Origin of the sequence: Noviherbaspirillum galbum (genome assembly GCF_010974945.1) — a bacterium.
Taxonomy (GTDB): domain Bacteria; phylum Pseudomonadota; class Gammaproteobacteria; order Burkholderiales; family Burkholderiaceae_D; genus Noviherbaspirillum; species Noviherbaspirillum galbum.
In genome coordinates this window covers 1-24,630 of the sequence record NZ_JAAIVB010000068.1, presented here as the reverse complement: position 1 = coordinate 24,630, position 24,630 = coordinate 1, and the positions used below count along the sequence as shown (strand labels likewise).

Below are 24,630 nucleotides of genomic sequence, written 5' to 3'. Positions count from 1 at the left end.
ATGGATGAAGTGTAGGGGCTCGGCGCTTGGGGTGCAAATAGGGAATGCGGATGGGGGTATAAGGAAAACCTATACCCCCATCCCTATGCCCCGTGCAAGGAGCGCGCGCCCGGCCATCTTCCGCTGGCGCACAGTTCTCCGGACACGGTCATGACGAGGTTCTTCAGGGCGTTGCCCGCGTTCGTCAGGGGAATGTTGCGCGACCAGCAAAGGACGACGGTGCGCGAGATTGCCGCGCCGTTGAGTGGGAAGGCCTGGAGTTCGCCATGCTCGATCTCCGACATCATCGGCGCCACCGGCAGGATGGTCGCGCCGATGTCGGCCAGCAGGGCGGACTTGAGGATGGCCACGGAATTGATGTCGATCACCTGCGACAGCGACAGCCCGGCGCGGCGCACGATGCTTTCGATGCGCGGACGCACGCCATGCTGCAGGCCGGGAAGGATCATGGGCACGGCAGCCGCCTTGCGCAGGGCGATCGACCTGCCCTTCGGCGCGAAGCGGGAGCCGGCGCGGGTGATGAACATCATGTCCTCTTCCACCAGCGGTGCGCCGGCGAAGGCGCCGAGCTGGCCGTCGTCGAACAGCACGGCGAGATTGATGCGGCCGGACTTGAGCTGCTCCGTCAGGTTTCCGGTCAGTTCTTCGGTGATCTGGAGCGAAATGTCCGGATAGCTTGTCCTTACCGCGGTCAGCATGGGCAGGGCAAGCACGTTGGAGACGCTTTGCGGGATGCCGAGCGCGACGGTGCCTGCCGGCTTGTCCGCCGACTGGGCGACCGCGGAGCGCGCGTCCTCGACCTGCTTGAGGATGGCCTGGGCGTGTTCGTGGAAGGTCTTGCCGGCATCGGTGGACACCACGCCCTGCGCGGAACGGTGCAGCAGCTGGGCGCCGAGTTCTTCCTCCAGCTGCCGGATCTGCTGGGTCAACGCCGGCTGCGCGACGTGCAGCGCACGCGCCGCGCGCGAGAGCGAGCCGTGGTCGACGATGGCGACGAAGTAGCGAAGCTGGCGCAGTTCCATGGAAGCGAATGATACATGCGACGGCCGTCAGGCCGGCTTGATCGGCTTGCGTTCGATCGAGGAAGACAAGATCAGCGAGGTGGAGGTGACCCCGCAGCGCGTCAGTTCCACGATCACCTTTTCCAGCTCGCCCACCGAGCCCGCCACCACCTTGACGATGCTGCAGTCGTCCCCGGTGATGGAGTGGCATTCGACGATCTGCGGCACCTGGCTGGCCACGACTTCCACTGGCGTCTCATGGCTGCGCTTGGACACGCGGATGAAGGCCGTGATGCCATATCCCAGGGCCGCCGGGCTGACCTTGGCGTGGTAGCCGGTGATGACGCCGGCCGCTTCCATCCGCCTCACCCGCTCGGCCACCGCCGGCTGGCTCATGTGGATGCGCCGGCCGATTTCCGCCAGCGTGGTCCGCGCATCCGCCTGCAGGATGTCGAGGATGCGGGCATCCATGACGTCGAATTCGATTTTCATGGCAAAGCTCCCTTTTTTCCTTCAAACCCAAGGTTTCGGGTTGGTTTTGCCTTGCATTATCCATTCAAAAGCCGGGTTGGCAAACATAGACTGTGTCATGCATTTTCAACCGCGCGGAGCCTGCCATGAACTGGGATACCTACCTCATCTTTTTCGTCACCACCGCCGTCGTCTGCATGACGCCGGGCCCCGCCGCGTTGATGGTTGTCACGCGGGGCATCTCCGGCGGCCTGCAACATTCGGCCTGGGCGATCGCCGGCATCGCCATTGCCAACGCGGCGTATTTCGCCTTGTCGGCCACCGGCGTCGCCGCTCTGATCGTCGCCAGCGGCACGCTGTTCTCGGTCATCAAGTGGGCAGGCGTGGCTTACCTGTTCTACCTGGGCGTGTCCGCGTTCCTCGGCCGGGCGAGCGCGATGACGGTCAGCGCGGAAGATGGCGGCGCAATCGGCGGCCCGCGCGTGATGTGGCAAGCCGTCGTGGTGGAATTGTCCAATCCGAAGGCTCTGCTGTATTTCGTCGCGCTGCTGCCACAATTCGTCGATCCGTCCCGGCCGGTGGGCATGCAGATGCTGGTGTACGGCGCCACCACGGTCGCGCTCGACACCATCACCTATGGCACCTATGCCTGGCTCGGCAGCCGGACGCGCCGCTTCACCGCGAGCGCTTCCCTGGTGCGGAACGGGAACCGTGCATCGGGCAGCCTGCTGATGCTGGCCGGCGCATTGATGGCGACCGTCAAGCGCGTCGCGCACTGAGAAAGAGCCGAAAAACGGCCGCGAGCGGCGCCTGCTTTCCGATGGACAAAAAGCTCTTGGCTGTTATAGTGAAGATTGCCAGGGAGAACCGTAGATGAAAACCGGATTCATGCTGTCGTGCAGCGTCGTTGCCGCTTTCCTCGCGGTCATTGCCGCCGTGCCCGCTGCCGCCTCGACGATCACCGTCGCCTGGCGCGACAAGGCTCCCTATCACTACATCGAAAACGGAGTGGAACAGGGTTTCCTCCTCAAGCGCGCCAGGCAGATCTTCGACAATGCCGGCGTTCCGGCGGAATTCGTGCAGGAGCCGGCGAAGCGCATCTGGGCCAATTTCGCCGCCGGAGCCCAGTCCTATTGTTCCATCGGCTGGTATCGCCTGCCGGAGCGCGAGGCGATGGTGCAGTTCAGCGAGGCGTTCCATACCGACCCGCCGCATACCGTGCTCGTGGCGCCGAACGCGCTGGCCCAGGTCAAGGCGCATCGCACGCTGGCCTCACTGCTCAAGGACAAGGACCTGGTGCTTGGCGTGGTCGATGGCGTGTCCTATGGTCCGGAGCTCGACGCGATGATCAAGGCCTCGCAGAACCAGATCGACCGCAAGACCGTCACTCCCGCCCTCATGACGCGCAGCGTCGCCGTCAGCCGGGTGTCGTACATGTTCATCGACCGCGCCGACTGGGAATACTTCAACGAACGCGACGACAACATGCGCAAGACCATCCAGCTGGACCTGCCGGACATGCCGCAGGGCCTGAACCGCTACATCACCTGCAGCAAGGACGTGCCGCGTGACGTGATGCAGCGCCTGAACAAGGCGATCGATGCGATGAACAAGTCGAAGAAGGGCGCCTGAGGCAAGGGCTGCAAGCGGCGCCTAGAAAAACTCCACGGTATCGTTCGATACCTCGGAATGCAGCTGGCCGCTGCTGACGAGTTCGTCATAGTGGCACACCCGGTTGCGGCCGTTGGCCTTGGCGTAGTAAAGCGCCTGGTCGGCGTGGCCGAGGATCACCACCGGCGTTTCCATCGAGATGCGGGCGAATCCGACGCTCACCGTCACCGTGCCGACCTGCGGGAATACATGCTTCTCGACGTTGGTGCGGAAGCGTTCAAAGATGCGGTGGGCATCGGCCAGGGTGGTGGAGCGCAGCAGCACCACGAATTCTTCGCCGCCGAAGCGGAACACCCGGTCCTGCGCACGGAACGAGGACCGCAGCAGGTTGGCAACCAGGATCAGCACCTCGTCGCCGTAAAGATGACCATACTGGTCGTTGACCCGCTTGAAATGGTCGATGTCGACCACCGCCAGCCATTGCCCGATGTCCTGCTGCGGACCCTGCCGGCGGTCGCCTTCCTCCTGCGGCGCGCTGTCGGCGCCGGCGCTTGACAGGAGGCGGGAAAACTTTTCGTCGAAGGTCTTGCGGTTGAGCAGGCCGGTCAGCGAGTCGCGCTCGCTGTAGTCGAGGATGTTCTGGTAATTGCGGTAGACGCAGAGGATGCCCTCGATGACGCGCAGCATGTCGCCGTTGAAGGGGCGCGAATGAGTCACCTCGAGGCAGGTGTTGACCTTGTCGTTGAGCCAGACGGGGAGCCACAAGACATGCTGGCCATCCGGTGTTTCCTGTTCCACGCTGTTCTTGCGCTGGCTGATGCTTTCCACCAGGCCGGGAAAACTGGTTATCGGCTCCCCGTGGTGCTCGGCAGTCAGGCCGTCCTCCGTGGATTCGATCTTGCCGTTGGCGATCCATACGCGGGGACGGACGAACAATTCCTCGCGGAAGCGAACCAGTTCGTGGACCCGAACCTGCTGGGCGCCCACCAGTTCATGCAGGGCCGACACCACGGAGCTGTCCAGCAACGCGTGATCGCGCTGGCAGGTGATATCAACCAGACATTTCAGGAGAGCTTGCATGTTCGTAAATCCGAGCGATCTCACCGTGGCTGGTCGGGACGGGTGCCAAGGGCACGGTGCCTGACCGGGATCGATGAAATCTGGTTTCTCTCTGCCGTTAAGTAACTGTTACGTCTAGAAACAGGATCGATCATGCCTTGTCATCCCATCGAAAGGAGGGCAGGCATTAATTTTTGTTGCCTCTGTTCTATTCTATCCCGAATGGTTCACGAAATTGAAGCGTTGCGCATCGACTTAAGGATTCCTGGCAACAATCCTTCCGGGCCGGGTGTTCCAAGTACGGGAGGAGGGGTGTTCGGCGCCTGGCATTCGGTCCGGAAACCATTCCGTGTATCAAAATCGGAACATTCCTACACGCGTACCCGGTTTCTGACGGTGAGATTCAGCCTCCTGCGGATAGTCGGTTTGACATTGGAAATACATACTGCCGGACATGGATTGCACACGAATAAAAGAACGCAATCGACATTGAGCAGTTTTAAAAACAGTGACGACCAACGCTTTACGCTAGAGGAGAATATCTTGCTGAACAATCATTTGCCCGAAGCCCGCGCCACGTCTTCGATGATGGATCCCCGTCCGATCACCGATACCGGCTGGCAGCGCACGGGAAAGCTCTGGTCCTCCCTCAAGGAAGTCTGCGACCTGCTGCGCATTCCCGTGACCGCCGCCGTGGCCGACCATGACACCCTGTTCCAGCACGTGCAGTTCAAGGCGGGCCAGCGCATCCACACCATCGGCCAGCCCTTCGACGTGCTGTACGTCGTCAACTCCGGCTTCCTCAAGACCGTCATGATCGACGTCTTCGGCAACGAACAGATCCTGAGCTTTCCGATGAAGGGCGATCTGTTCGGCGTCGACGGCATCCATGGCCGCCGCTACGAGTCCGAAGCCGTTGCCCTGACCAACTGCGACGTCATCCTCGTGCCGTTCAAGAAGTTCACCGCCCTGGGCAAGGCCCATCCCGAGCTCGAAGCCGCCATCTACGGCGTCATGAGCCGCGAACTCATCCGCGAACAGTCCATGGTGACCATGCTGGGTTCGCTGTCGGCCGAGGCACGGGTGGCGCGCTTCCTGGTGAACCTGTCGGAGCGTTTCTCCGAGCTGGGCTACTCGGGCAAGCAGTTCAACCTGCGCATGACGCGCCACGAGATCGGCAGCTACCTGGGCCTGACGCTGGAGACGGTGAGCCGCACGCTGTCGGCGTTCAATGAAATGGGGCTGATCTCGGTGGACCAGCGCGCCATCGACATCAAGGACTTCAATGCCCTGAAGACCCTGCGCCGCCTGCCGCCTTCGCGCACCCGCGACAAGCAAAAGCTGGCCAAGGCTGCCGCGGCCGCCGCTGCAGCCGGCGCAGCTCCCCAGCAGTTCGCCGCCGCCTGATCCGCACGAATGGACGCGCCCGCGCGGGCGCGTCCGCGCCATGGCGCCTGCCTTCCGGCGGGCGCCTTTCCTTTCGCGGTCCCATCCCGTTTTCCTCGCCGCCGCATCACGCGGCTGCGGTGACCGCGCAAGCCACCACGCATTGCCCCGCATTTGCCCGCGCCGGCGCATCTGCCGCGGCAGCAAGTCTCGCGGCATGCAAGACTTTCCCGGAAACGCGTAGAATACGGGGCTTGTCGTCCAGAGCCTTGCGCTCGTCCCCCGCTCATGTCCGAATCGATCTCACCCGCCTTGATGGAACTGCGGCGTGCCACTTCCAGCCTGCACGAGCAACTGGAAAATCTGCTCGACATTAATCGGGAAGGGGCGGGCCGCGACGAATACCTGTCTTATCTCGAGGATATGCTGGGCTGGCTGAAGGCCGTCGAACCCGCGCTCTGGAACATGCCCTGGCCGGCGGTGGTCGCCGCCCGGGAACGGGCGGGCAAGCTCGAACGCATCGAGGCCGACCTCCGGTGGTCCGGGATGTCGTCCGAGGAAATACATCGCCTGCCGGTGGCCGATTTCCGCCCGTCCTTCGAGCGGGCAGAGGCGCGCTACGGCATTGCTTACGTGGTCGAGGGCGCGCAGCTTGGCGTGCGGGTCCTCGCCAGGCGCCTGGCTCCGGCGCTGGATGGTTGGGAGCCGGTCTGGCTGCAGGGGTATGGCGAACAATCCTCCCTGCGGTGGAAAACTTTCGTTGCCTGCGCCGAAGCCGAGCTTCAAGGCGCGCAAGCCCGGCAGGCGGCCGCCGAATACGCCCGCCAGGCTTTTTCATCCCTTCTTGAGTGGTTCACCATTCGGCGTGAAGCGAGAAGGAATGACATGACGATGAGGCCGACAGCATGGCGGTGACCGATCCCCAGCCGGAACTGGACCTGTCACGCTGTGACAGCGAACCGATACGCATCCCAGGCAGCGTGCAGCAGCACGGTTTCCTGGTGGCCTTGCATGACGACGCAGACAAGATCGCGCAGGCCAGCGCCAACATCGGCGAGCTGACGGGAACGGCGCTGGACGCGGAAGCGCTTTCCGGCCGGCCGCTGTCGGAAGCGATCGGCGACCATGCTTCCCGGCTCGTTCATGCCGAACTGGCGCGGCTGGCCATCGGCCAGCAGGTGATCTACCTGTGCACGACGAGCATCGGCGAGAGCGATTGCTTCGACGTCCTCGCCCATCGCAACGACGGCCTGCTCATCCTCGATTTCGAACAGGTGCCGCGCAAGAGCGCGGACTTCCGCCTGCTCTACACCTTCATCAGCCGCTTCCTGTCGCGCCTGTCCGACAAGGACGACGTGGAAGACCTGAGCCGGCACGCCATCGAGGAAATCAAGGACCTGACCCGCTTCGGCCGGGTCATGGTCTACCGTTTCGACAGCGACGGCCACGGCCACGTGCTGGCCGAATCCTGCGATCCGGGCTATGCCACTTACCTGAACCACCGTTTCCCCGCATCGGACGTCCCGCGTCAGGCGCGCGAGCTTTACCTGCATAACCGGATCCGGCTGATTCCCGACGCCCATTACCAGCCGTCGCGCCTGGTGCCCGGCCTGAATCCGCTGTCCGGCGCGCCGACCGACCTCACGTATTCCACCTTGCGCAGCGTCTCGCCGATTCATCTGCAATACATGCGCAACATGGGCACGCCGGCATCGATGTCGGTATCGCTGATCGTCAAGGGAAAGCTCTGGGGACTGATCTCCTGCCATCATGCCGAGCCGCGCTTCGTTTCCTTCGAGACCCGAGCCGCCTGCGAGCATCTCGCCCAGGTGCTGGCGCTGCGCATCGAATCCCGGGAGGATGTCGACGAATACGACATCCGCCTGGACCTGCGGCGCTCCCTCGTCGGCCTGCTGTCGAAGCTGTCGCGCGGGCCGAATTTCATCGAAAGCGTGCGGGCGGTCGAACCCGAGCTGCTGCGTTTCGCCGGCGCGACCGGGGCGGCGCTGCTGTTCGACGACAGGCTGGAGCTGTTCGGCGACACGCCGCCGCAGGAAGACGTGGCAAAGATGATCGAGTGGATAGGCGCGAACAGCCACGGCGACAGCTTTCATACCGATTCCTTCGGCAAGCTGTGTCCCGATGCGGCGCTCCACGCCCGGAATGCCAGCGGCTTGCTTGCAATCCCGCTGTCGCGGCTGCACCGCCACTACCTGGTCTGGTTTCGCCCGGAAACGGTCCAGACCATCGACTGGGCAGGCAACCCCCACCTCAAGGTCATGCAAGCCGGTTTTGCCGGCCAGCTCACGCCGCGCAAGAGTTTCGAGACCTGGCACGAGGAAGTGCGCGGCTGCAGCCTGCCGTGGCGGGCGAGCGACGTCGAAACCGCGCTCGAGCTGCGCAGCGCGCTGCTGGAGATCGTCCTCGAACGCGCCGAGGCGGTCGCCGCGCTGGCGGAAGAGCTGACGCGGGCCAACAAGGAACTGGAGGCATTTTCGTATTCCGTGTCCCACGACCTGCGCGCGCCGATGCGGCACATCGTCGGTTATGCCGACCTGCTCCTCGAAACCAGCGAGGTCGACGGCAAGGATGCCCGCTTCCTCCGCAACATCAAGGATTCGGCCCGGTTCGCCGGCAAGCTGGTGGACGACCTTCTGAGTTTTTCGCAGATGGGCCGCGCATCGCTGCATCCGGCGCGGGTGGACATGAAGGACCTGGTCAACTCATGCATCAACAGGCTGGCCATGGATGCCGGGACGCGCCGCATCGACTGGCGCATCGGCGAGCTGCCCGACATCACCGCCGATCCAACTTTCCTGCAGCTTGCCGTGTACAATCTTTTGTCGAACGCCGTCAAGTACACCGGCCCCCGCGAGGTGGCCGAAATCAGCGTGTCGGCGGAAGACCATGCGGAGGAAGTCGTCTATTGCGTGAAAGACAACGGCGTCGGATTCAACGCCGACTACACGCACAAGCTGTTCGGTGTGTTCCAGCGTCTTCACCGCATGGAAGATTTTCAGGGAACCGGCATCGGCCTCGCGAACGTCAGGCGCATCATCGAGCGTCATGGCGGACGCGTGTGGGCGGAAGGCGCGGTTCAACAAGGCGCCCGCTTTTACTTCGCCCTTCCGAAACAACCTCAATTTGCCTGACACGCCATGCTGAAACCGATTCTTCTCGTCGAAGACAACCCCAACGACCTTGAGCTCACGCTCATCGCGCTGGAACGCAGCAACCTGGCCAATGAGGTCATCGTTCTGCGGGATGGCGCCGAAGCGCTCGACTACCTGAATGGCGAAGGCGACTGGCTCAACCGCCCGGCCGGAAATCCGGCGGTCGTACTGCTCGACCTCAAGCTGCCGAAGGTGGATGGCCTCGAAGTCCTGCGCCACATCCGCAGCAAGGATAAACTCAAGAGCATGCCCGTGGTGATGCTGACGTCGTCCAGCGAAGAGCAGGATCTCCTGCGCAGCTATGAGCTGGGCGTGAATGCTTATGTCGTCAAGCCGGTCGACTTCAAGGACTTCGTCCGCGCGATCGCCGACCTCGGCATCTTCTGGGCGGTGCTGAACGAGCCGCCGCCCGGCTCGATGCGCTACGTGAAACGCTGAACGCATCCAGACCTCCGGAGGGAAATCTGGCGCCGGATGGTCTCTAGTCGAGTTGCGCCGGTTCCGTGGCCAGCGCCCTGCGGATCGCGGCCGACAGCGATTCCACGGTATATGGCTTGCGGAGCAGATGGTTGTCCAGTGTCATCTGCCGCGCCTGTTCTGAATCCTCGAAGAAGCCTGACGTCATGAGCACCTTCAGCTCCGGATGCAGGAGGCGCGCCTGCTGCAGGAAGGTCGACACGTTCACCTTGCCCGGCATGAGCACGTCGGAGAACAGCAGGTCGACCTTGCCTTGCCTGAGCGCCTGCAATGCGCTTTCCGGACCGTCAGCCTGCAATGCGCGATAACCGAGGCTGGTCAGCAGCGCCACGGTAGATGCGCGCACTTCCATCTCGTCTTCCACCACGAGCACCGTTTCGTGGTTTCCCCTGGCGGCCGGCAAGTTCATCGCTGACTGGGCGTCGGCCGCGCCGGTCGTGCGAGGCAGGTGGATCTTGACGGCGGTGCCCGCCCCCGGCGTGCTGTCGATGGTCATGAAACCCTGGCTCTGCTTGACGAAACCATACACCATCGACAACCCCAGCCCCGTGCCCTGGCCCAGGGGCTTGGTGGTGAAGAAGGGATCGAACACCCGCTCCAGGATGTTGGACGGAATGCCGCAGCCGTTGTCCTGGATTTCGATCTGCACGTGATCCGACTTCGCCGATTCCGGCGGCGCACCCACAAGCTCCGCGGCAGGCAGGTTGCGCAGGCGAATGTGCAGCTTGCCTCGGCCGTTCATGGCGTCGCGCGCATTGATCGCAAGGTTGAGGATGGCGTTTTCCAGCTGGCCGGGATCGGCAATGACGTTCCACAGGCCGTCGTCGATTTCAAGGTCCAGGGCGATCAGGTCGCCGAGCGCGTAATTCAGCAGCTCGGCCATCAGCCGCATCACGCGCCGCACGTCGACCACGGCAGGCTGCAGCGGCTGGCGGCGGGCGAAGGCCATCAGGTGGGATGCCAGCTTGGCGGCGCGTTCGACGCCCAGCGAGGCGGCATCCAGCCGGGGGGCCAGGTAAGGGTCGCCGTCCGACATCAGGCGGATCAGCTCGAGATTGCTGCTGATGATCTGCAGGAAGTTGTTGAAGTTGTGCGCGACCCCGCCCGTCAGCTGGCCCAGCGCTTCCATCTTTTGTGCGTGATGCAGCGCCGCACGGCTTTGCTCGAGTTCGCGGGTGCGGGCCAGGAGTTCCGCCTGGCTGCGGCTCAGGCTATCGAACGCCTCGTCGCGCTCGCGCCGCGCCAGGTAGGCATTGGAGTGATAGCGCACCCTGGCGATGAGTTCGCGCTTGTCGGGCCACTTCACGAGGTAGTCGTTTGCGCCGGCGGCGAATGCCTGGGCCTTGACATCCGGGCTGTCCTCGGAGGACAGCAGCACGATGGGCAACTGGGAAGCGATGGCGTCGGCACGGAGCCGGCGGATCACTTCCAAACCATCGATGGTCGGCATGCGCAGGTCGACGAGCACCATGGTCGGCTGCAGCACCCGAACCGCTTCCAGGCAGCGTTCCGGCTCGCTTTCGTGCGTGATCGCGACATCGTATTCCGTCATCAGGAGATGCTGCACAAACTCCGCCGCCAGGCGTTCATCATCGATCAGTAGTACGTTGGGTCCCGCTGCAACCATATTCTTTTGTTCGCTTCGATACGCCCGCTTAGGGACTTGATTTACTGAATTCTATTTACAGGCACATTTTGAATGAAGTTGGGTATGTCGTTTTCGATCACCTAAGGTAGAAAGGAAAGTAACGCCCGGCTTGGCGGCACGCGATGAGCCAGCTCAATGATTTCAAAACAAAAACGCAACAGTATTCCTGATGTAAGGAAAGAATGCTTAGCTTTCTTGAATACTTCTGATCAATCGCAAACACTTGCGATACATTGAAGGCGTCAGTCCCCAACAACTACAAAGGGAGGCGTCATGTCCGAAGTCGCAGATTTTTTCCAATCCGTCAAACTTCCCGTGATGTCGGAAGTGGCGCATGTCCTGATCGGCATGCTCAACGATGACGACGTCTCCTCCGGCGAACTGCGGGGTGTGATCGCCAAGGATCCCGCCCTGACCGCCAAGCTGCTCCGCCTCGCCAACAGCGCGCGCTACGGGGTCACCCGGTCGATCGCCAGCATCGATGACGCCATCATGGTGGTCGGCATTTCCCAGGTGCGCACCCTGGGCCTCGCGGCTTGCATGGCGGATGCCTTCCCGGTCATCCCGGGACTGGACCGCAAGGAATTCTGGCGCAACAGCACGGTGACGGCGGGGTATGCGAACTGGTTGGCCGCAAGCCTCGGCATCGACGGACAACAAGCCTGGCTGGTCGGCATGATGGAACGCCTCGGTGAACTGTTGATCGGCCAGAACCAGCCGGCGGCGCTGGCAAGAATCGAGATGCAGCCCCATCTGCCGGGCGGCCGCTGGTCGCGCGAGCAGGAACTGCTCGGGTTCTCCGAAGCCAATCTTTCCGCCGAACTGGCGCGCCGTTGGAATTTTCCGGCCGAGATCGTCGCCGCGCTGAATGCCACGTCCGATCCGATGGAGAGTCATCCCTTCAACCGCCTCGGTGCGGTCGTCCACCTGGCCTGCCTGCTCGCGGAAACGCCCGATACTGACGCCGCGACGCTCGATACCCTGCCGCAGGACGTGGTGGATGCGCTGCGCCTGGACCGGGACTGGATGCGCCGGAAATTTCCGAAACCCGAATCCTTTTTCGATATCTCGACGCTGTAACTGCCCTGAAAAGCAAAACGGCCCGCGCGGGCCGTTCTGCTTGCGTGACCGGCGTTGTGCTTTACTCCACCGTGACCGACTTCGCCAGGTTGCGCGGCTTGTCCACGTCCGTGCCGCGTGCCAGCGCGGTGTGGTAGGCCAGGAGCTGCAGCGGCACCACGTGCAGGATGGGAGAAAGCTGCCCGTAGTGCTCCGGCAGGCGGATGACATGCACGCCTTCGCTGGGCGCGATGCGGGAATCCGAATCGGCGAAGACATAGAGCTGGCCGCCGCGGGCGCGCACTTCCTGCATGTTGGACTTGAGCTTTTCCAGCAAGGTGTCCTTCGGCGCCACCGTCACCACCGGCATTTCATTCGTCACCAGCGCCAGCGGACCATGCTTGAGCTCGCCGGCTGGATAGGCTTCCGCGTGGATGTAGGAGATTTCCTTGAGCTTGAGCGCGCCCTCGAGCGCGATCGGGTAATGCAGGCCGCGTCCGAGGAAGAGGGCGTTTTCCTTGCGCGCGAATTCTTCCGCCCAGGCGATGATCTGCGGTTCCAGCGCGAGCACCGCGCTGATCGCGGAAGGCAGGTGGCGCATGGCTTTCAGGTGTTCGACTTCCTTTTCTTCCGGCAGCAGGCCGCGTACCTGGGCCAGGGTCAGCGTGAGCAGGAAGAGGGCGGCAAGCTGGGTCGTGAATGCCTTGGTCGACGCGACCCCGACTTCGACGCCCGCCCGGGTGATGTAGGACAGCATGCATTCGCGGACCATGGCGCTGGTGCCGACATTGCAGATGGTGAGCGTGTTCACCATGTCCTTGGAGCGCGCATGCTTGAGCGCGGCGAGCGTGTCGGCGGTTTCGCCGCTCTGTGAGATCGTCACGACCAGCGAATTTGGATTCGGCACGCTGTCGCGGTAGCGGTATTCGCTGGCGATCTCGACGTTGACCGGCAGGCAGGCAATCGATTCGATCCAGTACTTGGCGGTGAGGCCAGCGTAGTAGCTGGTGCCGCAGGCGAGGATCAGGACCGAATCGATCTTCTTGAACACCTGGTAGGCCTGGTCGCCGAACAGTTCGGGCATGATGCCGGTGACGCCTTCCAGGGTGTCGCCGATGGCGCGCGGCTGCTCGAAGATTTCCTTCTGCATGTAGTGGCGGTAGGGGCCGAGTTCCGCCTGGCCGGTATGGGCCAGCACCGTCCGCACTTCCCGGGTCGCCGGCGTGCCGTTGGCATCGACGATCCAGTAGCGCTGCAATTGCAGGTCGACCACGTCGCCTTCCTCGAGGTAGATGATCTGGTCGGTCGTGCCGGCCAGTGCCATGGCATCCGAGGCCAGGAAGTTTTCGCCCTTGCCCACGCCCACGATCAGGGGCGATCCCTGGCGCGCCCCGACCACGCGATGCGGTTCGTCGCGGCAGAAGACGGCGATCGCATAGGCGCCGTGCAGGCGGCGCACCGCCTGCTGCACCGTCTCGAACAGGTCGCCGGTGTACATGTGGTCGATCAGGTGGGCGATGACCTCGGTATCGGTCTGGCTTTCGAAGTGGTAGCCGGCGGCGGTCAGTTCGGCGCGCAACTCGTCATGGTTCTCGATGATGCCGTTGTGTACCAGGGCGATGCGTTCGCGGGAGAAGTGGGGATGCGCATTGTGGGATGCCGGCGCGCCATGCGTTGCCCAGCGGGTATGGGCAATGCCGGTGAAGCCGGCAAGGCCGGATTTGTCGACTTGCTCCTCGAGGTCAGCGACGCGGGACGTGCTGCGCGCGCGCTTCAGGACGCCATCGACATGCAGCGCCACGCCGCAGGAGTCATAGCCGCGGTATTCCAGCCGCTTCAGGCCTTGCAACAGGATGGGAGTGATATTCCGCTGAGAAACGGCGCCAACGATTCCGCACATGACCTGCCTCCATTGAAAAACTTTCGATAGGACAATCGTAGGCGAGGCGAGGTGAAAAAAGTTTGCGAAATATCGGTTTGGATGAAGGATTATTTCGCGCAGAGGTAGAAACGGATTAGTATTTCTCGGATGGCAAATTTTTGAAAGAAAATTTCATGAAGAACGGGACGGTGGAGCTCGATGAACTGGACAGGCGCATCCTGAACGCCTTGCAGCAGGATGCATCACGCAACAACAACGAGCTTGCCGAAGCGGTCCATGCGTCGCCGCCGACCTGCCTGCGCCGGGTCAAGCGTCTGACCGAGCTTGGCGTGATTTCGCGCCAGGTCGCCATCCTGGCGCCGGAAAAGCTCGGCCCCGCGCTCACCGCCATCGTCGAAATCACCCTCGACCACCAGGGGGCAGAACGCCTCGCGGAATTCGAGGCGATGATGAAGCCGGAACCGGCGATCCTGCAATGCTACCGGGTGTCGCCCGGTCCCGACTTCATCCTCATCCTGCAACTGGCCGACATGCAGGCCTACCATGCGTTCGCGCATCGCGTCTTTGGCAGCTATGCCAACGTGCGCAATGTCCGCGCCTTCTTTTCGGTGCATCGCAGCAAGTTCGACACCCGCATTCCGCTCTGACGGCATGCGGGGCGGGAAAGCCCTTATTTCTTGACCTTGACCGGCCGCTTCCAGCCGTCGATGGTCAATTGCTTGGCACGGGAAATCGTCAGCTTGCCCTCCGGCGCTTCCTTGGTCAGCGTGGTCCCGGCGCCCAGCGTGGCGCCCTTGCGGACGGTGACCGGCGCGACGAGCTGGGTATCGCTGCCGATGAAAACGTCGTCCTCGATCACGGTGCGGAACTTGTTGGCGCCGTCGTAGTTGCAGGTGATGGTGCCGGCGCCGATGTTGACCCGCGATCCGACCGTCGCGTCGCCGACATAGGCGAGGTGGTTTGCCTTGCTGTGTGCGGCGATCTGGCTGTTCTTCACTTCCACGAAGTTGCCGATGTGGACGTCCTCGCCGAGTTCCGTTCCCGGGCGCAGCCGGGCATAGGGCCCGATCTGGGAAGCGCTGCCGACCGAGGCTTCCTCGATGTGGCAGAACGGCTTGATGCTGGCATCCCGGCCGATGCGCGCGTTGCGGATCACGCAATTCGCGCCGATCGTCGCGCCGTCCTCGATGACCACGGCGCCTTCGAACACGCAATTGACGTCGATGCTCACGTCCCGTCCGCAGTCCAGGGTGCCGCGAATGTCCAGGCGCGCCGGGTCTGCCAGGGTGACACCGCGTTCGAGCAGGTCGTTTGCAAGGTTGCGTTGGTGGATCCGTTCCAGTTCGGCAAGCTGCACCTTGCTGTTGACGCCGAGTGTCTCCCAGACGGCGGCCGGCTCGGCGGAAGTGACGCTCACGCCATCCGCCACCGCACGGGCAACGATGTCGGTCAGGTAATATTCCTTTTGCGCATTGTTGTTGGAGAGGGTGGCAAGCCAGTGCTTGAGGCGCGGTGTCGGCACGACCATGATGCCGGTGTTGACCTCGCGGATTTCGCGCTGGGCTGCGCTGGCATCCTTTTGCTCGACGATGCCGGTAATGGATCCGTTCTCACGCACGATGCGACCGTAACCGGTCGGATCGTCGAGTTTTACGGTAAGAATTGCCAACTTATCCTGTCCGGCGCTGTCCAACAATTGCTGCAGCGAATCCCTGGTTGTCAGCGGCACGTCTCCGTACAGCACGAGGGTCGGAACGTCATCATTCAGATAAGGGACGGCCTGCATCACCGCATGGCCGGTGCCAAGCTGGGGTTCCTGCCTGGCGAACTTCAGGTCCGGCGCACCTACGCGCTCTGGAACGACCTCGCCGCCATGCCCGTAGATCACGCACAGCGTGGAGGGCGACAGCGCCCGGGCAGTGTCGATCACATGGGAAAGAAGGGGCTTCCCGGCAAGCGGATGCAGCACTTTCGGCAGGGCGGATTGCATCCGCTTTCCCATGCCGGCAGCAAGAATCACGACGTTCATAGATAATCGATTGAATTAAGGCAATAGTTCATTATGCTCTCCGTCCGCCACGCATGCACCAAAGTTTTCATCGTCGCCGCCGCGCTGCTGCTCATGTCATGCAGCGCGCTCCGCGTCGGCTATGCGAACGGGGAAAGCGTAGTGTATTGGTGGCTGGACGGTTATGTCGACTTCCAGCATGACCAGAAGCCCTGGGTCAAGGAACGCATCAGGACGCTTTTCGACTGGCATCGCAAGACGCAGCTGCGTGATTACGCCCAGGTGTTCGCCCATGTTCAGCAACGCCTGCAGAAGGGGACGCCGGTCACCGCCGCGGAAGTCCTGGAACAGTATGGAATCATCCGGCAGAAGAGCCTGCTTGTCATCGACAAGGCCTTGCCCGACTTGACGGACCTGGCGCTGGCGCTCGAACCCGAACAGCTTGGCAAGCTGGAGAAGAAGTTTGCGTCCAACAACGATTCTTATCGTAAAGACTACCTCCGCGGCGATCTTGAGCAGCGTCAACAGTTCCGGTTCAAGAAAGTCATGAAGCAGGCCGAGTACTGGTTCGGCAACTTCAGCGACGAACAGGAAAAGGAAATCCGCGCCCTGTCCGACGGGCGGCCGCTCGACAACGAGATCTGGATGAACGAACGGATGACCCGGCAAAAGGAAATGCTCGCCATCCTGCGCCGCATCCAGCAGGAAAAGCCCTCGAAGGAAGCCGCCATGGGCATGCTGCGCAACCATGCCGCGACGCTCTTCGAGTTCGTGACCTACAAGGAGCACAAGGAATTCTTCGATGGCAGCCGCGACGGCATGGCGAAGCTGGTTGCTGGCATGATCAACATGACGACGCCGGCCCAGCGCCAGCACGCGGCCGAGCGCTTGCAGAAGCTGATCGACGACTGCAACTCGCTCGCGGCCAAGTGACGCCCCGGCGTGCCGGGAGCATGGTTAGTCCTGCTCGTCCGGATCCTGCGGCGTGGCCCCGAAGCGAATGACGCTGGAAGGCGGCGCGCACGGTTCCTCGTCGAAGGCAATGTCGCCATCCTTGCTGGCAATGCCCTCCGCCTTCAGGTCGGCGAAACCGAACAGGTCGCGGTCCATGAGGTGCGAAGGCACGACCGTCGACAGCGAAGAAAAGATGTTTTCTACCCGGCCGGGGTGTTTCTTTTCCCATTCGCGCAGCATCGCCTTGATCTGCTTGCGCTGCAGGTTTTCCTGGCTGCCGCACAGGTCGCAGGGGATGATCGGAAACTGCTTGACCTGCGCGTAGCGTTCCATGTCGATTTCCTTCACGTAGGCCAGCGGGCGGATCACCACGTGCCGGCCGTCGTCCGACTGCAGCTTGGGCGGCATGCCCTTGAGCTTCGAGCCGAAGAACATGTTCAGGAAAAAGGTTTCGAGGATGTCGTCGCGATGATGGCCGAGCGCGATCTTGGTCGCGCCCAGTTCATCCGCCACGCGGTACAGGATGCCGCGCCGCAGCCGCGAGCACAGCGAGCAGGTGGTCTTCCCCTCGGGAATCAGTCGCTTGACGATGCTGTACGTGTCCTGGTTCTCGATGTGGAAAGGCACGCCGATCTTCGCGAGATAATCGGGCAGCACATGCTCCGGGAAATTCGGCTGCTTCTGGTCGAGGTTGACCGCGACGATGTCGAAATGGATGGGCGCGCGTTCCCGCAGGGTCAGCAGGATGTCCAGCAGGCCGTAGCTGTCCTTGCCGCCCGACAGGCAGACCATCACCTTGTCGCCGTCCTCGATCATGTTGAAGTCGCCGATCGCCTGCCCGACCAGGCGGCAAAGGCGCTTGTGCAGCTTGTTGTTTTCGTAGGCGATCTTTTCCGCCTTTTTGGCCGCCGCGGCGGCGTCGAGGGTCATCGGTTCCATGCCTACTCCTTGATCCGGAAGACTTCCACGCCGACGCTGTCGCAGTCGGGATAGACGTCCGGCTTCTCGGTGGACACGCGCACCGCGCGCACCTTGGGATGCGCCAGCATCGCGCGCACCACGTCGTCGCACAGGGTTTCCTGCAGGTGGATGTGCCCCTGCGCCATGCGGCGCGCGATGGTTTCGCGCATGAAGTCGTAGTCGACCACTTCGTGCAGGTGGTCCTCCTGCGGTGTCGATTCCGCCAGCGGAATGAAAAGATCGACATTGACCAGCACGCGCTGTTCGCCTTTCTTCTCGAATTCATGGACGCCGATGTTGATCATCACTTCGAAGTTGCGCAGGAAAAGACGCCGGCAATCGGCAAGACGGGGGTGAGAAAGAGCGGTAAGCATGACGGTAAGTTTAGTTGGCGATGAACATGACATCGCGTTGCAGGGGAATGAGGTGCTGGCCGCCATCGACAAGGATGGTGGTGCCGGTGATTGCCGGATTGTCCATGGCGAAACACACCGTTTCGGCCACGTCCTCCGGCGTGCTGGAGCGGCCGAGTGGGGTTTTCGCATGCGCCTTCGCGAAGCCTTCCTCGGTCTGGTCGCCCGACACGAGGGTGATGCCGGGCGCGACGCCGACCACGCGCAAGCGGGGCGCCAGCGCTTGCGCCAGCATGGTGGTCGCGGTCTGCAGGGCGGCCTTCGACAAGGTATAGGAAAGGAAATCGGGATTCATGTTGAACAGCTTCTGGTCCAGCAGGTTGACCACCGCGCCCCTGCCGTCATCGGGGATGGCCGCGTGCAGCGCCTGGGCCAGCCAGACCGGCGCCGCCACGTTGGCATGCATGTGGGCATCGAACGAGGACAGTGTCATGTCGGCCGGATCGTCCTGGCTGAACAGCGAGGCATTGTTGACCAGGCCGCGCAGCGGCACGCCGAGCGCCGCCTGCGCCTGGGGAACGAGCGACTTGACGGCAGGTTCGTCGGCCAGGTCGCAGCAGACGGCCGCGGCGCGCACGCCCAGCGCGACGATCTCGTCCACCGTCGCCTGCGCTTCGGCGGCGGATCGGTGGTAATGCACCGCGACATGCCAGCCGCGGCGCGCCAGCGCGAGCGCGATGACGCGGCCGATGCGTTTGGCCGCGCCGGTCACGAGTACGCCTTTTCCGGTCTCTGGGGTCATATGCCTTGCTCTTGCCTGATGGATCGCCGGGAAGCATCCCGCATGATGGCGCACGCCGGACGCCGCGACAAACTACAATAACGGCCATGCAACTCCAACTGCCCGTTCCCTCGCCCGACGCGCTGGCCGCCTCGCGCCGGCTCCGGCTGCTGATTGCCGACGACATTCGCCGGCAGGGCGGCTGGATCCCGTTTTCCCGCTACATGGAACTGCTGCTGTACGCGCCGGACCTCGGCTACTACAGCGGCGGCGCCGCCAAACTGGGAAAAGACGGAGATTTTACAACCGCCCCCGAAATCACGCCGCTTTTTGGCGCCGCCATCGCGCGCGTCGTCGCCACCATGATGCAGGAAACCGGACCCCGGCTCATGGAATTCGGCGCCGGCACCGGCAAGCTGGCCTTCGACATCCTGACGGAATGCGCCGCCTTGGGCGTGGCCGTCGAGCGCTACGACATCATCGACCTGTCCGGCGAATTGCGCGCCCGCCAGCAGGAAACCCTGCGCGCCTTTCCCCAGGTACGCTGGCTGGAACGGATGCCGGACGCATTTTCCGGGGTGGCGGTCGGCAACGAAGTGCTCGATGCCATGCCCGTCAGCCTCGTCGTCAAGACGGAGCATGGCTGGCTTGAGCGCGGCGTGCTGCTGGCCGAAGCGGCGGGCGCGGAGGACTTCCAGTTCGCCTTCGGCGACCGGCCGTCGGCCTGGGACATCGCGGCATCCATTCCCGATGCCGACGGCCTGCCGGCCGGCTACGTCACCGAAATCCATCCCGTCGCCGAAGGCTTCATGCGCAGCCTGTCCGCCATGCTGGCCAGGGGCGCCGAAAGTGGGCAGGGCGGGCAGGGCGCCGCGGCGATCCTGATCGACTATGGTTTCCCGGCGGCGGAGTATTACCATCCGCAGCGCGCCCAGGGCACCCTGATGTGCCATTATCGCCATCATTCCCATCCCGACGCGTTCTACCTTCCCGGACTGCAGGACGTCACCGCGCACGTCAATTTCAGCTCGATGGCGACGGCCGCCGCCGAAGCAGGGGCAGATGTCCTGGGCTACGCCAGCCACGCCGCCTTCCTGCTCGACGCCGGCATCGGCGAGGCATTGCTGCGCACTTCGCCGGACGACAAGCTGCGCTACCTGCCCCAGGCCAACGCCGTGCAGCGCCTCATTTCACCGGCTGAAATGGGTGAACTGTTCAAGGTGCTGGTTGTGGGCAAGGGGACCGGCCTGCCGCCGAACTTCCATCGCAACGACCGCAGCCACCGCCTGTGAGTGGCTGTACAGACACGGGCAATCATCATGATCCGCTGGGTTCTCACCATCTTCATCGCGCTCGTCATCTTTTCCACCTTGCTGCCCTGGCTGGAGAAGCTCGGCATCGGACGGCTGCCCGGCGATTTCCGCTTCAGCCTCTTCGGCAGGAAGATCCACCTGCCATTCGCTTCCACCCTGCTGATGTCCATGCTGATGGTGGTCGTCGCAAAATGGCTGCGTTGAACCGCGCCACGAAAGGAAAGCCATGATCCGCTGGGTTGCCGTGATCTTCCTTGGCCTGGCCGTGTTCTACCCGCTGTTGCCGCAGCTTGATGCATTACGGGTCGGCCGGCTCCCGGGTGATGTACGCTTCAAGGTGCGCGGCATCGTGTTCTGCCTGCCGTTCGGCTCCACGGTGCTGTGGTCCATCATCGCTCTGATCGTCGCGGAAATCGTCAAGCTTTCCGCCATGCCCTGATCTCACTTCCTTCCATGATTTCCACCCCGCCCACGCTCGAGCAACTTCGCGCCCGCCATGGCGACCGCTACAAATGGCTGGTCCTGCTGACAGTCATGATCGGCACCATGGCATCCATCCTGTCGTCAACGATCGTCAATGTGGCGGTGCCCGACCTGAGCCATCACTTCGTTCTCGGCCAGGAGCGCGCGCAATGGGTGTCCGCCGGCTTCATGCTCGCCATGACGCTGTCGATGCTGACGACGCCATGGTTCCTCCTGCGGTTCGGGCTGCGGCGAACCTATACCGGCTCCATCCTGCTGCTTCTGGCGGGCGGCGTCGTCGGCGGCTTCAGCCTCAATTACCCGATGCTGCTGGCGATGCGCGTGGCCGAAGGTCTGGCCGCGGGCATCCTGCAGCCGATTCCATCCATCGTCATCCTGCGCGCCTTCGAGCGCGAGCAGCAGGGCAAGGCCATGGGCATCTTCGGCTTCGGCGTCGTGTTCGCGCCAGCGGTGGGGCCGAGCGTGGGCGGCTTCCTGGTCGAACATTTCGGCTGGCGCTCCATCTTCTTCGTGGTCGTGCCCTTTTGCCTGGCGGTGCTGGTCATGGTGCGCTACCTCCTGCCCGTGAATTCCTCCATGGCCGGCGATGCCAAGCCGCTCGACTGGAAGGGCCTGCTGCTGGCGGGCGTGTCGACGATTAGCCTGATCAACGGCCTCGTCCATCTCCACGACGGCTGGGTCGGTGCGGCAAGCCTCATCACCATCGCGTTGACCAGCCTGGCCGCATTCATTGCTTATCAGCGCCGCACGCCCTTCCCGCTGGTCGACATGCGGCTGTTCAGCCATCGCCAGTTCGCGATGGGAGCGCTTGTCGCTTTCATCTACGGGGCGGGGCTGTTCGGCTCGACCTACCTCGTGCCGGTCTACATGCAGACGGCGCTGCACTACGCGCCATCGGAGGCTGGCCTGCTCCTCCTGCCTGCGGGCGCGGTGCTGTCGGTCACAATCATCCTGGCTGGCAGGCTGTCGGACCGCCATGCCCCCAACGTGCTCGTTTCCATCGGCCTGTTCCTGCTGGCGGCGTCCTTCGCGCTGATGGCGACCGGTTCGCTGGTCAGCGGCTACTTCTACCTGATGACATGGGCGATCATCGGCCGCATCGGCCTGGGGTTCGTATTGCCTTCGCTCAGCCTCGGCGCCATGCGCGGCATCGACATGGAGATGGTGGCCCAAGGATCGAGCACCATCAACTTCCTGCGCCAGCTTGGCGGCGCCATCGGCGTCAGCCTGTCCGGGATCGTTCTCGAATGGCGCCTTGCGGTGCACCATGTCGGCCTGGGAGCGGGCGGCAATGCCGCCGCGGAGCGGATCCTGCCTTTCAGCGAGACGTTCCTGTTCGTGGCCACGCTGTGCGCGCTGGCAATCTTCGCCGCCTGGCGCATGAAAGCCGGCGAAAAGCCGGCGGCGAGCGCAGTCTGACAACATTTGTTAAGGATTGGCAACTCCTCCTAAGCGTTCAAGACACCCGTACCGTCCCGCGGCAGAATTGAACGGCTTTCGGTTTTCATTTCCCGAAGACAATGGTATTTTTGCGCTAATGGCAGCCAATCCATGCGCGATCCCGGCCGCTCGCCCCCAAACCGTTGGCACGCACAGAATTCCAGATGAGTTCGCTTCGTAGTCTTACCGCCCTGATCGTCGAGCCGCAATCCGGAATGCGGGCGAACCTGCACAACATGCTCAACCTGTGCGGCATCAACAAGATCGACCATGCCGTCAGCTCGGGCACGGCGATCCGCCCGCTCAAGAACAAGTCCTACGACCTGATCGTGTGCGAATACGACCTCGGAGAGGGGCAGGACGGCCAGCAGCTGCTCGAAGACCTGCGGCACAACAAGCTCATCCCGCTCTGGACCATCTTCATCATCGTGACCGCCGAACGCGCCTACGAAAAAGTCGTGAGCGCCGCCGAGCTGGCCCCCACCGACTACATCCTCAAGCCATTCACCGCCGACACCTTGCTGGAACGGATCGCGCGCGCCATCGAAAAACGCACGGCGTTTCTGCCCGTCTACCACTTGATGGAACACGGCAACCTGAACGAGGCCATCGACATCTGCAAGGTCGGCCAGGACAAGTACCGGAAATACGCCATCGACTTCATGCGCCTGCGCGCCGAGCTGCATGTGATCCTCGGCGAACCGGCGCCTGCGGAAGAGATATACCAGGAGCTGATGAAGACCAAGGCGGTCGCCTGGGCCCGGCTGGGGCTCGCCAAGACCTTGTTCATGCAGGACAAGTTCGGCGAGGCCGAACTCTTGCTGAAGGCGCTGGTCGAGGAAAACAGCAGGTACATGGACGCCTATGACTGGCTCGCCAAGACCCATGAGGCCATGGGCGACCTGCCCCAGGCCAAGGACGTGCTCACCGAAGCGGTCGGCATTTCCCCGCATGCGGTGAGGCGGCTGCGCCATCTGGGTGACGTCGCGCTCGAAACCGGCGACATCGATACGGCCGAGAAGTCGTTCCAAAAGGTGGTCAGCAAGGCCAAGTATTCCGAATTCCGCGACCCCGAAGACCACGTCAGGCTGGTTCGCACCCTGGTCAAGAAAGGCGATGTCAAGCAGGCGGGCACCGTCATCCGCGACATGGAAAAATCACTGTCGCACATCGACAAGACCGGCGCCTGCAAGGCTTTGTCATCGGCCCTGGTGCATACCGAACAGGGCGAAGCCGAACAGGCCATGCACCACCTCACCGCCGCTGTCGAGGCATGCCGGTCCGTGGACGGGATTTCCAACGACATGAAGATGGAACTGGCGAAGAACTGCCTGGACCACAACATGGACGACGGTGCCTCGGAGGTCATGCGCGACGTCATGAGCAACGCCGCCGACGACGCCGCCTTCGCGAAAGCCATGGAGGTTTTCGAGCGGGCGGGGCGCACCGAGCTCGCGCAAACCGTGGCCAAGGAAAGCCGCAAGCATGTGGTCGAGCTGGTCTCCTCCGGCGCCGAGAAAGCGAAACAAGGCGATTTCAAGGGCGCGGTCGAGCTCATGACTGCTGCGGTGCGCAAGTTGCCCGACAATCCCCAAGTCGTGTTCAACGCTGCCGTTGCAGTGTTGAAATATCTCGAGAACGTCGGCTGGGAACAACGGCTTGGTGATCGCGCACGCGGTTACATCGAGTCCGCACGACGGTTGGATCCAAGCAACCCCCGGCTGGTGCCATTATCCGATCTCTACCTTGGAATCTTGAAGAAATACAACGTCAGTGCCGCGGGAACCTGAACCGCGGTTCTTTCTCCTCTGAAATCTTCTCCGATCAAGTCTTCTATCCGCGAAAAATCCTTCGCGCGGTGCTGCAAGACCTGCTAGACTTCCGCCCCGTTCCGAACGATTTTGAGCGCTGTCCGAGAAACACGAGCTTGACCGCGAGGTCAGATGCTTCACGCGCGCAAAGTGCCATTGGCAGGTCGGCACTTCGAGGTTCAGGCGGGTCGAATTTTTCCGCCGAAACAGAATTTTCTGTTGACAGGGGGCGGGGGTCTCTACTATAGTTTGAGGTTCCCCGGAGGGGTGGCCGAGTGGTTAATGGCAGCAGACTGTAAATCTGCCCTCTTACGAGTACGCTGGTTCGAATCCAGCCCCCTCCACCAGTGGGAAATTTGAAACAGCGGCTGAAGTTGACGGTCCTTGCGGGTGTAGCTCAATGGTAGAGCTGAAGCCTTCCAAGCTTAAGACGAGGGTTCGATTCCCTTCACCCGCTCCAAGTTTTTCGTTGGACGTATCTATACGGACGACATTGCCCTTGTAGCTCAGTGGTAGAGCACTCCCTTGGTAAGGGAGAGGCCACGTGTTCAATCCACGTCAAGGGCACCAAGTTTCTAGAATCAGCATGACAGTCGGGCACGTGCCTGGACATTCTCATCAAATCGTTAGGAGTGCAAAATGGCAAAAGGCAAGTTTGAGCGGACGAAACCGCACGTGAACGTAGGCACGATTGGTCACGTTGACCACGGCAAGACCACGCTGACTGCAGCGATTGCAACCGTGCTGTCGGCCAAGTTTG

24 protein-coding genes and 3 tRNA genes are annotated in these 24,630 nt (G+C 62.7%); 18 read left to right on the top strand and 9 right to left on the bottom strand.

Annotated features, from left to right (window positions below; genetic code table 11):
• Nucleotides 1-83: 83 nt before the first annotated feature.
• Together G3574_RS18990 and G3574_RS18985 are read right to left on the bottom strand one after the other, a co-directional pair.
• Nucleotides 84-1,022: a LysR substrate-binding domain-containing protein gene (locus tag G3574_RS18990; protein ID WP_163966704.1), complete on the bottom strand. Its 939-nt coding sequence runs from the start codon at nt 1,020-1,022 to the stop codon at nt 84-86.
• Between the two features lie 27 nt (nt 1,023-1,049).
• Nucleotides 1,050-1,493, bottom strand: coding sequence for an Lrp/AsnC family transcriptional regulator (locus G3574_RS18985; RefSeq protein WP_163966701.1), 444 nt, complete (start codon nt 1,491-1,493; stop codon nt 1,050-1,052).
• 125 nt (nt 1,494-1,618) lie between these two features.
• Here G3574_RS18985 and G3574_RS18980 point away from each other — a divergent pair, with 125 nt between their 5' ends.
• Both G3574_RS18980 and G3574_RS18975 read left to right on the top strand, forming a co-directional pair.
• The gene (locus G3574_RS18980) at nt 1,619-2,251 is read left to right on the top strand and encodes a LysE family translocator (RefSeq protein WP_163966698.1); all 633 of its coding nucleotides are present in this window, start codon (nt 1,619-1,621) and stop codon (nt 2,249-2,251) included.
• A gap of 94 nt (nt 2,252-2,345) precedes the next feature.
• Nucleotides 2,346-3,104 (top strand): substrate-binding periplasmic protein, encoded by a 759-nt coding sequence (locus tag G3574_RS18975; RefSeq protein ID WP_235953520.1) that lies wholly within the window; start codon nt 2,346-2,348, stop codon nt 3,102-3,104.
• Between the two features lie 21 nt (nt 3,105-3,125).
• On the opposite strand, the gene G3574_RS18970 is transcribed toward G3574_RS18975, so the two are convergent.
• On the bottom strand, nt 3,126-4,163 hold the full coding sequence (locus G3574_RS18970) for a GGDEF domain-containing protein (RefSeq protein WP_163966696.1): 1,038 nt from the start codon (nt 4,161-4,163) through the stop codon (nt 3,126-3,128).
• 567 nt (nt 4,164-4,730) lie between these two features.
• On the opposite strand from G3574_RS18970, the gene G3574_RS18965 reads away from it, so the two are divergent.
• The 4 genes from G3574_RS18965 to G3574_RS18950 all read left to right on the top strand — a co-directional run bounded on the left by G3574_RS18965 (nt 4,731) and on the right by G3574_RS18950 (nt 9,139).
• Nucleotides 4,731-5,549, top strand: a complete 819-nt coding sequence (locus G3574_RS18965) for a Crp/Fnr family transcriptional regulator (RefSeq protein ID WP_163967071.1) — start codon at nt 4,731-4,733, stop codon at nt 5,547-5,549.
• Between the two features lie 267 nt (nt 5,550-5,816).
• Nucleotides 5,817-6,443 carry a biliverdin-producing heme oxygenase gene (locus G3574_RS18960; protein WP_163966695.1) on the top strand — a complete coding sequence of 209 codons (627 nt, stop codon included), beginning with the start codon at nt 5,817-5,819 and terminating at the stop codon, nt 6,441-6,443.
• The gene (locus G3574_RS18955) at nt 6,434-8,680 is read left to right on the top strand and encodes an ATP-binding protein (RefSeq protein WP_163966693.1); all 2,247 of its coding nucleotides are present in this window, start codon (nt 6,434-6,436) and stop codon (nt 8,678-8,680) included. Before G3574_RS18960 ends, G3574_RS18955 begins: the two co-directional genes overlap by 10 nt.
• A 6-nt stretch (nt 8,681-8,686) precedes the next feature.
• The gene (locus G3574_RS18950) at nt 8,687-9,139 is read left to right on the top strand and encodes a response regulator (protein WP_163966691.1); all 453 of its coding nucleotides are present in this window, start codon (nt 8,687-8,689) and stop codon (nt 9,137-9,139) included.
• A gap of 43 nt (nt 9,140-9,182) precedes the next feature.
• On the opposite strand, the gene G3574_RS18945 is transcribed toward G3574_RS18950, so the two are convergent.
• Complete coding sequence (locus G3574_RS18945; protein WP_163966689.1) at nt 9,183-10,805, bottom strand: response regulator; 1,623 nt, start codon at nt 10,803-10,805, stop codon at nt 9,183-9,185.
• 294 nt (nt 10,806-11,099) lie between these two features.
• On the opposite strand from G3574_RS18945, the gene G3574_RS18940 reads away from it, so the two are divergent.
• Nucleotides 11,100-11,906, top strand: coding sequence for an HDOD domain-containing protein (locus tag G3574_RS18940; RefSeq protein ID WP_163966686.1), 807 nt, complete (start codon nt 11,100-11,102; stop codon nt 11,904-11,906).
• Between the two features lie 61 nt (nt 11,907-11,967).
• Here G3574_RS18940 and glmS read toward each other — a convergent pair whose 3' ends face one another.
• A complete protein-coding gene (gene glmS / locus G3574_RS18935; RefSeq protein ID WP_163966683.1) occupies nt 11,968-13,785 on the bottom strand; it encodes a glutamine--fructose-6-phosphate transaminase (isomerizing) in 1,818 nt (605 codons plus the stop codon).
• A 155-nt stretch (nt 13,786-13,940) separates the two neighbouring features.
• Between glmS and G3574_RS18930 the strand changes: the two genes are divergently transcribed.
• The gene (locus G3574_RS18930) at nt 13,941-14,414 is read left to right on the top strand and encodes an Lrp/AsnC family transcriptional regulator (protein ID WP_163966681.1); all 474 of its coding nucleotides are present in this window, start codon (nt 13,941-13,943) and stop codon (nt 14,412-14,414) included.
• A 23-nt stretch (nt 14,415-14,437) separates the two neighbouring features.
• Here G3574_RS18930 and glmU read toward each other — a convergent pair whose 3' ends face one another.
• Nucleotides 14,438-15,796 carry a bifunctional UDP-N-acetylglucosamine diphosphorylase/glucosamine-1-phosphate N-acetyltransferase GlmU gene (gene glmU, locus G3574_RS18925; protein WP_163966678.1) on the bottom strand — a complete coding sequence of 453 codons (1,359 nt, stop codon included), beginning with the start codon at nt 15,794-15,796 and terminating at the stop codon, nt 14,438-14,440.
• A gap of 33 nt (nt 15,797-15,829) precedes the next feature.
• On the opposite strand from glmU, the gene G3574_RS18920 reads away from it, so the two are divergent.
• Entirely contained in the window at nt 15,830-16,708 is an 879-nt protein-coding gene (locus G3574_RS18920; RefSeq protein ID WP_235953519.1) for a DUF6279 family lipoprotein, read from the top strand.
• A gap of 24 nt (nt 16,709-16,732) precedes the next feature.
• Here the strand turns inward: G3574_RS18920 and ttcA are convergent, their stop codons facing one another.
• The 3 genes from ttcA to G3574_RS18905 are packed head-to-tail and all read right to left on the bottom strand — an operon-like array spanning nt 16,733 to nt 18,844.
• Nucleotides 16,733-17,668, bottom strand: coding sequence for a tRNA 2-thiocytidine(32) synthetase TtcA (gene ttcA / locus G3574_RS18915; protein WP_163966675.1), 936 nt, complete (start codon nt 17,666-17,668; stop codon nt 16,733-16,735).
• Nucleotides 17,669-17,670: 2 nt separating this feature from the next.
• A complete protein-coding gene (locus tag G3574_RS18910) occupies nt 17,671-18,063 on the bottom strand; it encodes a dihydroneopterin aldolase (RefSeq protein ID WP_163966672.1) in 393 nt (130 codons plus the stop codon).
• A 10-nt stretch (nt 18,064-18,073) separates the two neighbouring features.
• A complete protein-coding gene (locus G3574_RS18905; protein ID WP_163966669.1) occupies nt 18,074-18,844 on the bottom strand; it encodes an SDR family oxidoreductase in 771 nt (256 codons plus the stop codon).
• An 86-nt stretch (nt 18,845-18,930) separates the two neighbouring features.
• On the opposite strand from G3574_RS18905, the gene G3574_RS18900 reads away from it, so the two are divergent.
• The 9 genes from G3574_RS18900 to G3574_RS18860 form a co-directional block, all read left to right on the top strand.
• Nucleotides 18,931-20,115, top strand: a complete 1,185-nt coding sequence (locus G3574_RS18900; RefSeq protein WP_163966667.1) for a class I SAM-dependent methyltransferase — start codon at nt 18,931-18,933, stop codon at nt 20,113-20,115.
• 27 nt (nt 20,116-20,142) lie between these two features.
• Nucleotides 20,143-20,340, top strand: a complete 198-nt coding sequence (locus G3574_RS18895; protein WP_163966662.1) for a DUF2905 domain-containing protein — start codon at nt 20,143-20,145, stop codon at nt 20,338-20,340.
• Between the two features lie 22 nt (nt 20,341-20,362).
• On the top strand, nt 20,363-20,575 hold the full coding sequence (locus G3574_RS18890; protein ID WP_163966659.1) for a DUF2905 domain-containing protein: 213 nt from the start codon (nt 20,363-20,365) through the stop codon (nt 20,573-20,575).
• 14 nt (nt 20,576-20,589) lie between these two features.
• Nucleotides 20,590-22,038 (top strand): DHA2 family efflux MFS transporter permease subunit, encoded by a 1,449-nt coding sequence (locus tag G3574_RS18885; RefSeq protein WP_163966657.1) that lies wholly within the window; start codon nt 20,590-20,592, stop codon nt 22,036-22,038.
• Between the two features lie 185 nt (nt 22,039-22,223).
• Entirely contained in the window at nt 22,224-23,849 is a 1,626-nt protein-coding gene (locus G3574_RS18880) for a response regulator (RefSeq protein ID WP_163966654.1), read from the top strand.
• 282 nt (nt 23,850-24,131) lie between these two features.
• Nucleotides 24,132-24,217: transfer RNA gene (locus tag G3574_RS18875), tRNA-Tyr, on the top strand.
• 39 nt (nt 24,218-24,256) lie between these two features.
• A tRNA-Gly gene (locus G3574_RS18870) sits at nt 24,257-24,330 on the top strand.
• Between the two features lie 35 nt (nt 24,331-24,365).
• Nucleotides 24,366-24,440 (top strand) — tRNA-Thr (locus tag G3574_RS18865).
• 69 nt (nt 24,441-24,509) lie between these two features.
• Nucleotides 24,510-24,630: GTP-binding protein (locus tag G3574_RS18860; RefSeq protein ID WP_233250791.1), on the top strand; the 121-nt coding region annotated here is incomplete at its 3' end.

Bases quoted from the DNA above. Each gene is read 5' to 3' on its own strand.
- G3574_RS18990 (WP_163966704.1), bottom strand. From the start codon at position 1,022: ATGGAACTGCGCCAGCTTCGCTACTTCGTCGCCATCGTCGACCACGGC.
- G3574_RS18985 (WP_163966701.1), bottom strand. From the start codon at position 1,493: ATGAAAATCGAATTCGACGTCATGGATGCCCGCATCCTCGACATCCTG.
- G3574_RS18980 (WP_163966698.1), top strand. From the start codon at position 1,619: ATGAACTGGGATACCTACCTCATCTTTTTCGTCACCACCGCCGTCGTC.
- G3574_RS18975 (WP_235953520.1), top strand. From the start codon at position 2,346: ATGAAAACCGGATTCATGCTGTCGTGCAGCGTCGTTGCCGCTTTCCTC.
- G3574_RS18970 (WP_163966696.1), bottom strand. From the start codon at position 4,163: ATGCAAGCTCTCCTGAAATGTCTGGTTGATATCACCTGCCAGCGCGAT.
- G3574_RS18965 (WP_163967071.1), top strand. From the start codon at position 4,731: ATGGATCCCCGTCCGATCACCGATACCGGCTGGCAGCGCACGGGAAAG.
- G3574_RS18960 (WP_163966695.1), top strand. From the start codon at position 5,817: ATGTCCGAATCGATCTCACCCGCCTTGATGGAACTGCGGCGTGCCACT.
- G3574_RS18955 (WP_163966693.1), top strand. From the start codon at position 6,434: ATGGCGGTGACCGATCCCCAGCCGGAACTGGACCTGTCACGCTGTGAC.
- G3574_RS18950 (WP_163966691.1), top strand. From the start codon at position 8,687: ATGCTGAAACCGATTCTTCTCGTCGAAGACAACCCCAACGACCTTGAG.
- G3574_RS18945 (WP_163966689.1), bottom strand. From the start codon at position 10,805: ATGGTTGCAGCGGGACCCAACGTACTACTGATCGATGATGAACGCCTG.
- G3574_RS18940 (WP_163966686.1), top strand. From the start codon at position 11,100: ATGTCCGAAGTCGCAGATTTTTTCCAATCCGTCAAACTTCCCGTGATG.
- glmS (WP_163966683.1), bottom strand. From the start codon at position 13,785: ATGTGCGGAATCGTTGGCGCCGTTTCTCAGCGGAATATCACTCCCATC.
- G3574_RS18930 (WP_163966681.1), top strand. From the start codon at position 13,941: ATGAAGAACGGGACGGTGGAGCTCGATGAACTGGACAGGCGCATCCTG.
- glmU (WP_163966678.1), bottom strand. From the start codon at position 15,796: ATGAACGTCGTGATTCTTGCTGCCGGCATGGGAAAGCGGATGCAATCC.
- G3574_RS18920 (WP_235953519.1), top strand. From the start codon at position 15,830: ATGCTCTCCGTCCGCCACGCATGCACCAAAGTTTTCATCGTCGCCGCC.
- ttcA (WP_163966675.1), bottom strand. From the start codon at position 17,668: ATGGAACCGATGACCCTCGACGCCGCCGCGGCGGCCAAAAAGGCGGAA.
- G3574_RS18910 (WP_163966672.1), bottom strand. From the start codon at position 18,063: ATGCTTACCGCTCTTTCTCACCCCCGTCTTGCCGATTGCCGGCGTCTT.
- G3574_RS18905 (WP_163966669.1), bottom strand. From the start codon at position 18,844: ATGACCCCAGAGACCGGAAAAGGCGTACTCGTGACCGGCGCGGCCAAA.
- G3574_RS18900 (WP_163966667.1), top strand. From the start codon at position 18,931: ATGCAACTCCAACTGCCCGTTCCCTCGCCCGACGCGCTGGCCGCCTCG.
- G3574_RS18895 (WP_163966662.1), top strand. From the start codon at position 20,143: ATGATCCGCTGGGTTCTCACCATCTTCATCGCGCTCGTCATCTTTTCC.
- G3574_RS18890 (WP_163966659.1), top strand. From the start codon at position 20,363: ATGATCCGCTGGGTTGCCGTGATCTTCCTTGGCCTGGCCGTGTTCTAC.
- G3574_RS18885 (WP_163966657.1), top strand. From the start codon at position 20,590: ATGATTTCCACCCCGCCCACGCTCGAGCAACTTCGCGCCCGCCATGGC.
- G3574_RS18880 (WP_163966654.1), top strand. From the start codon at position 22,224: ATGAGTTCGCTTCGTAGTCTTACCGCCCTGATCGTCGAGCCGCAATCC.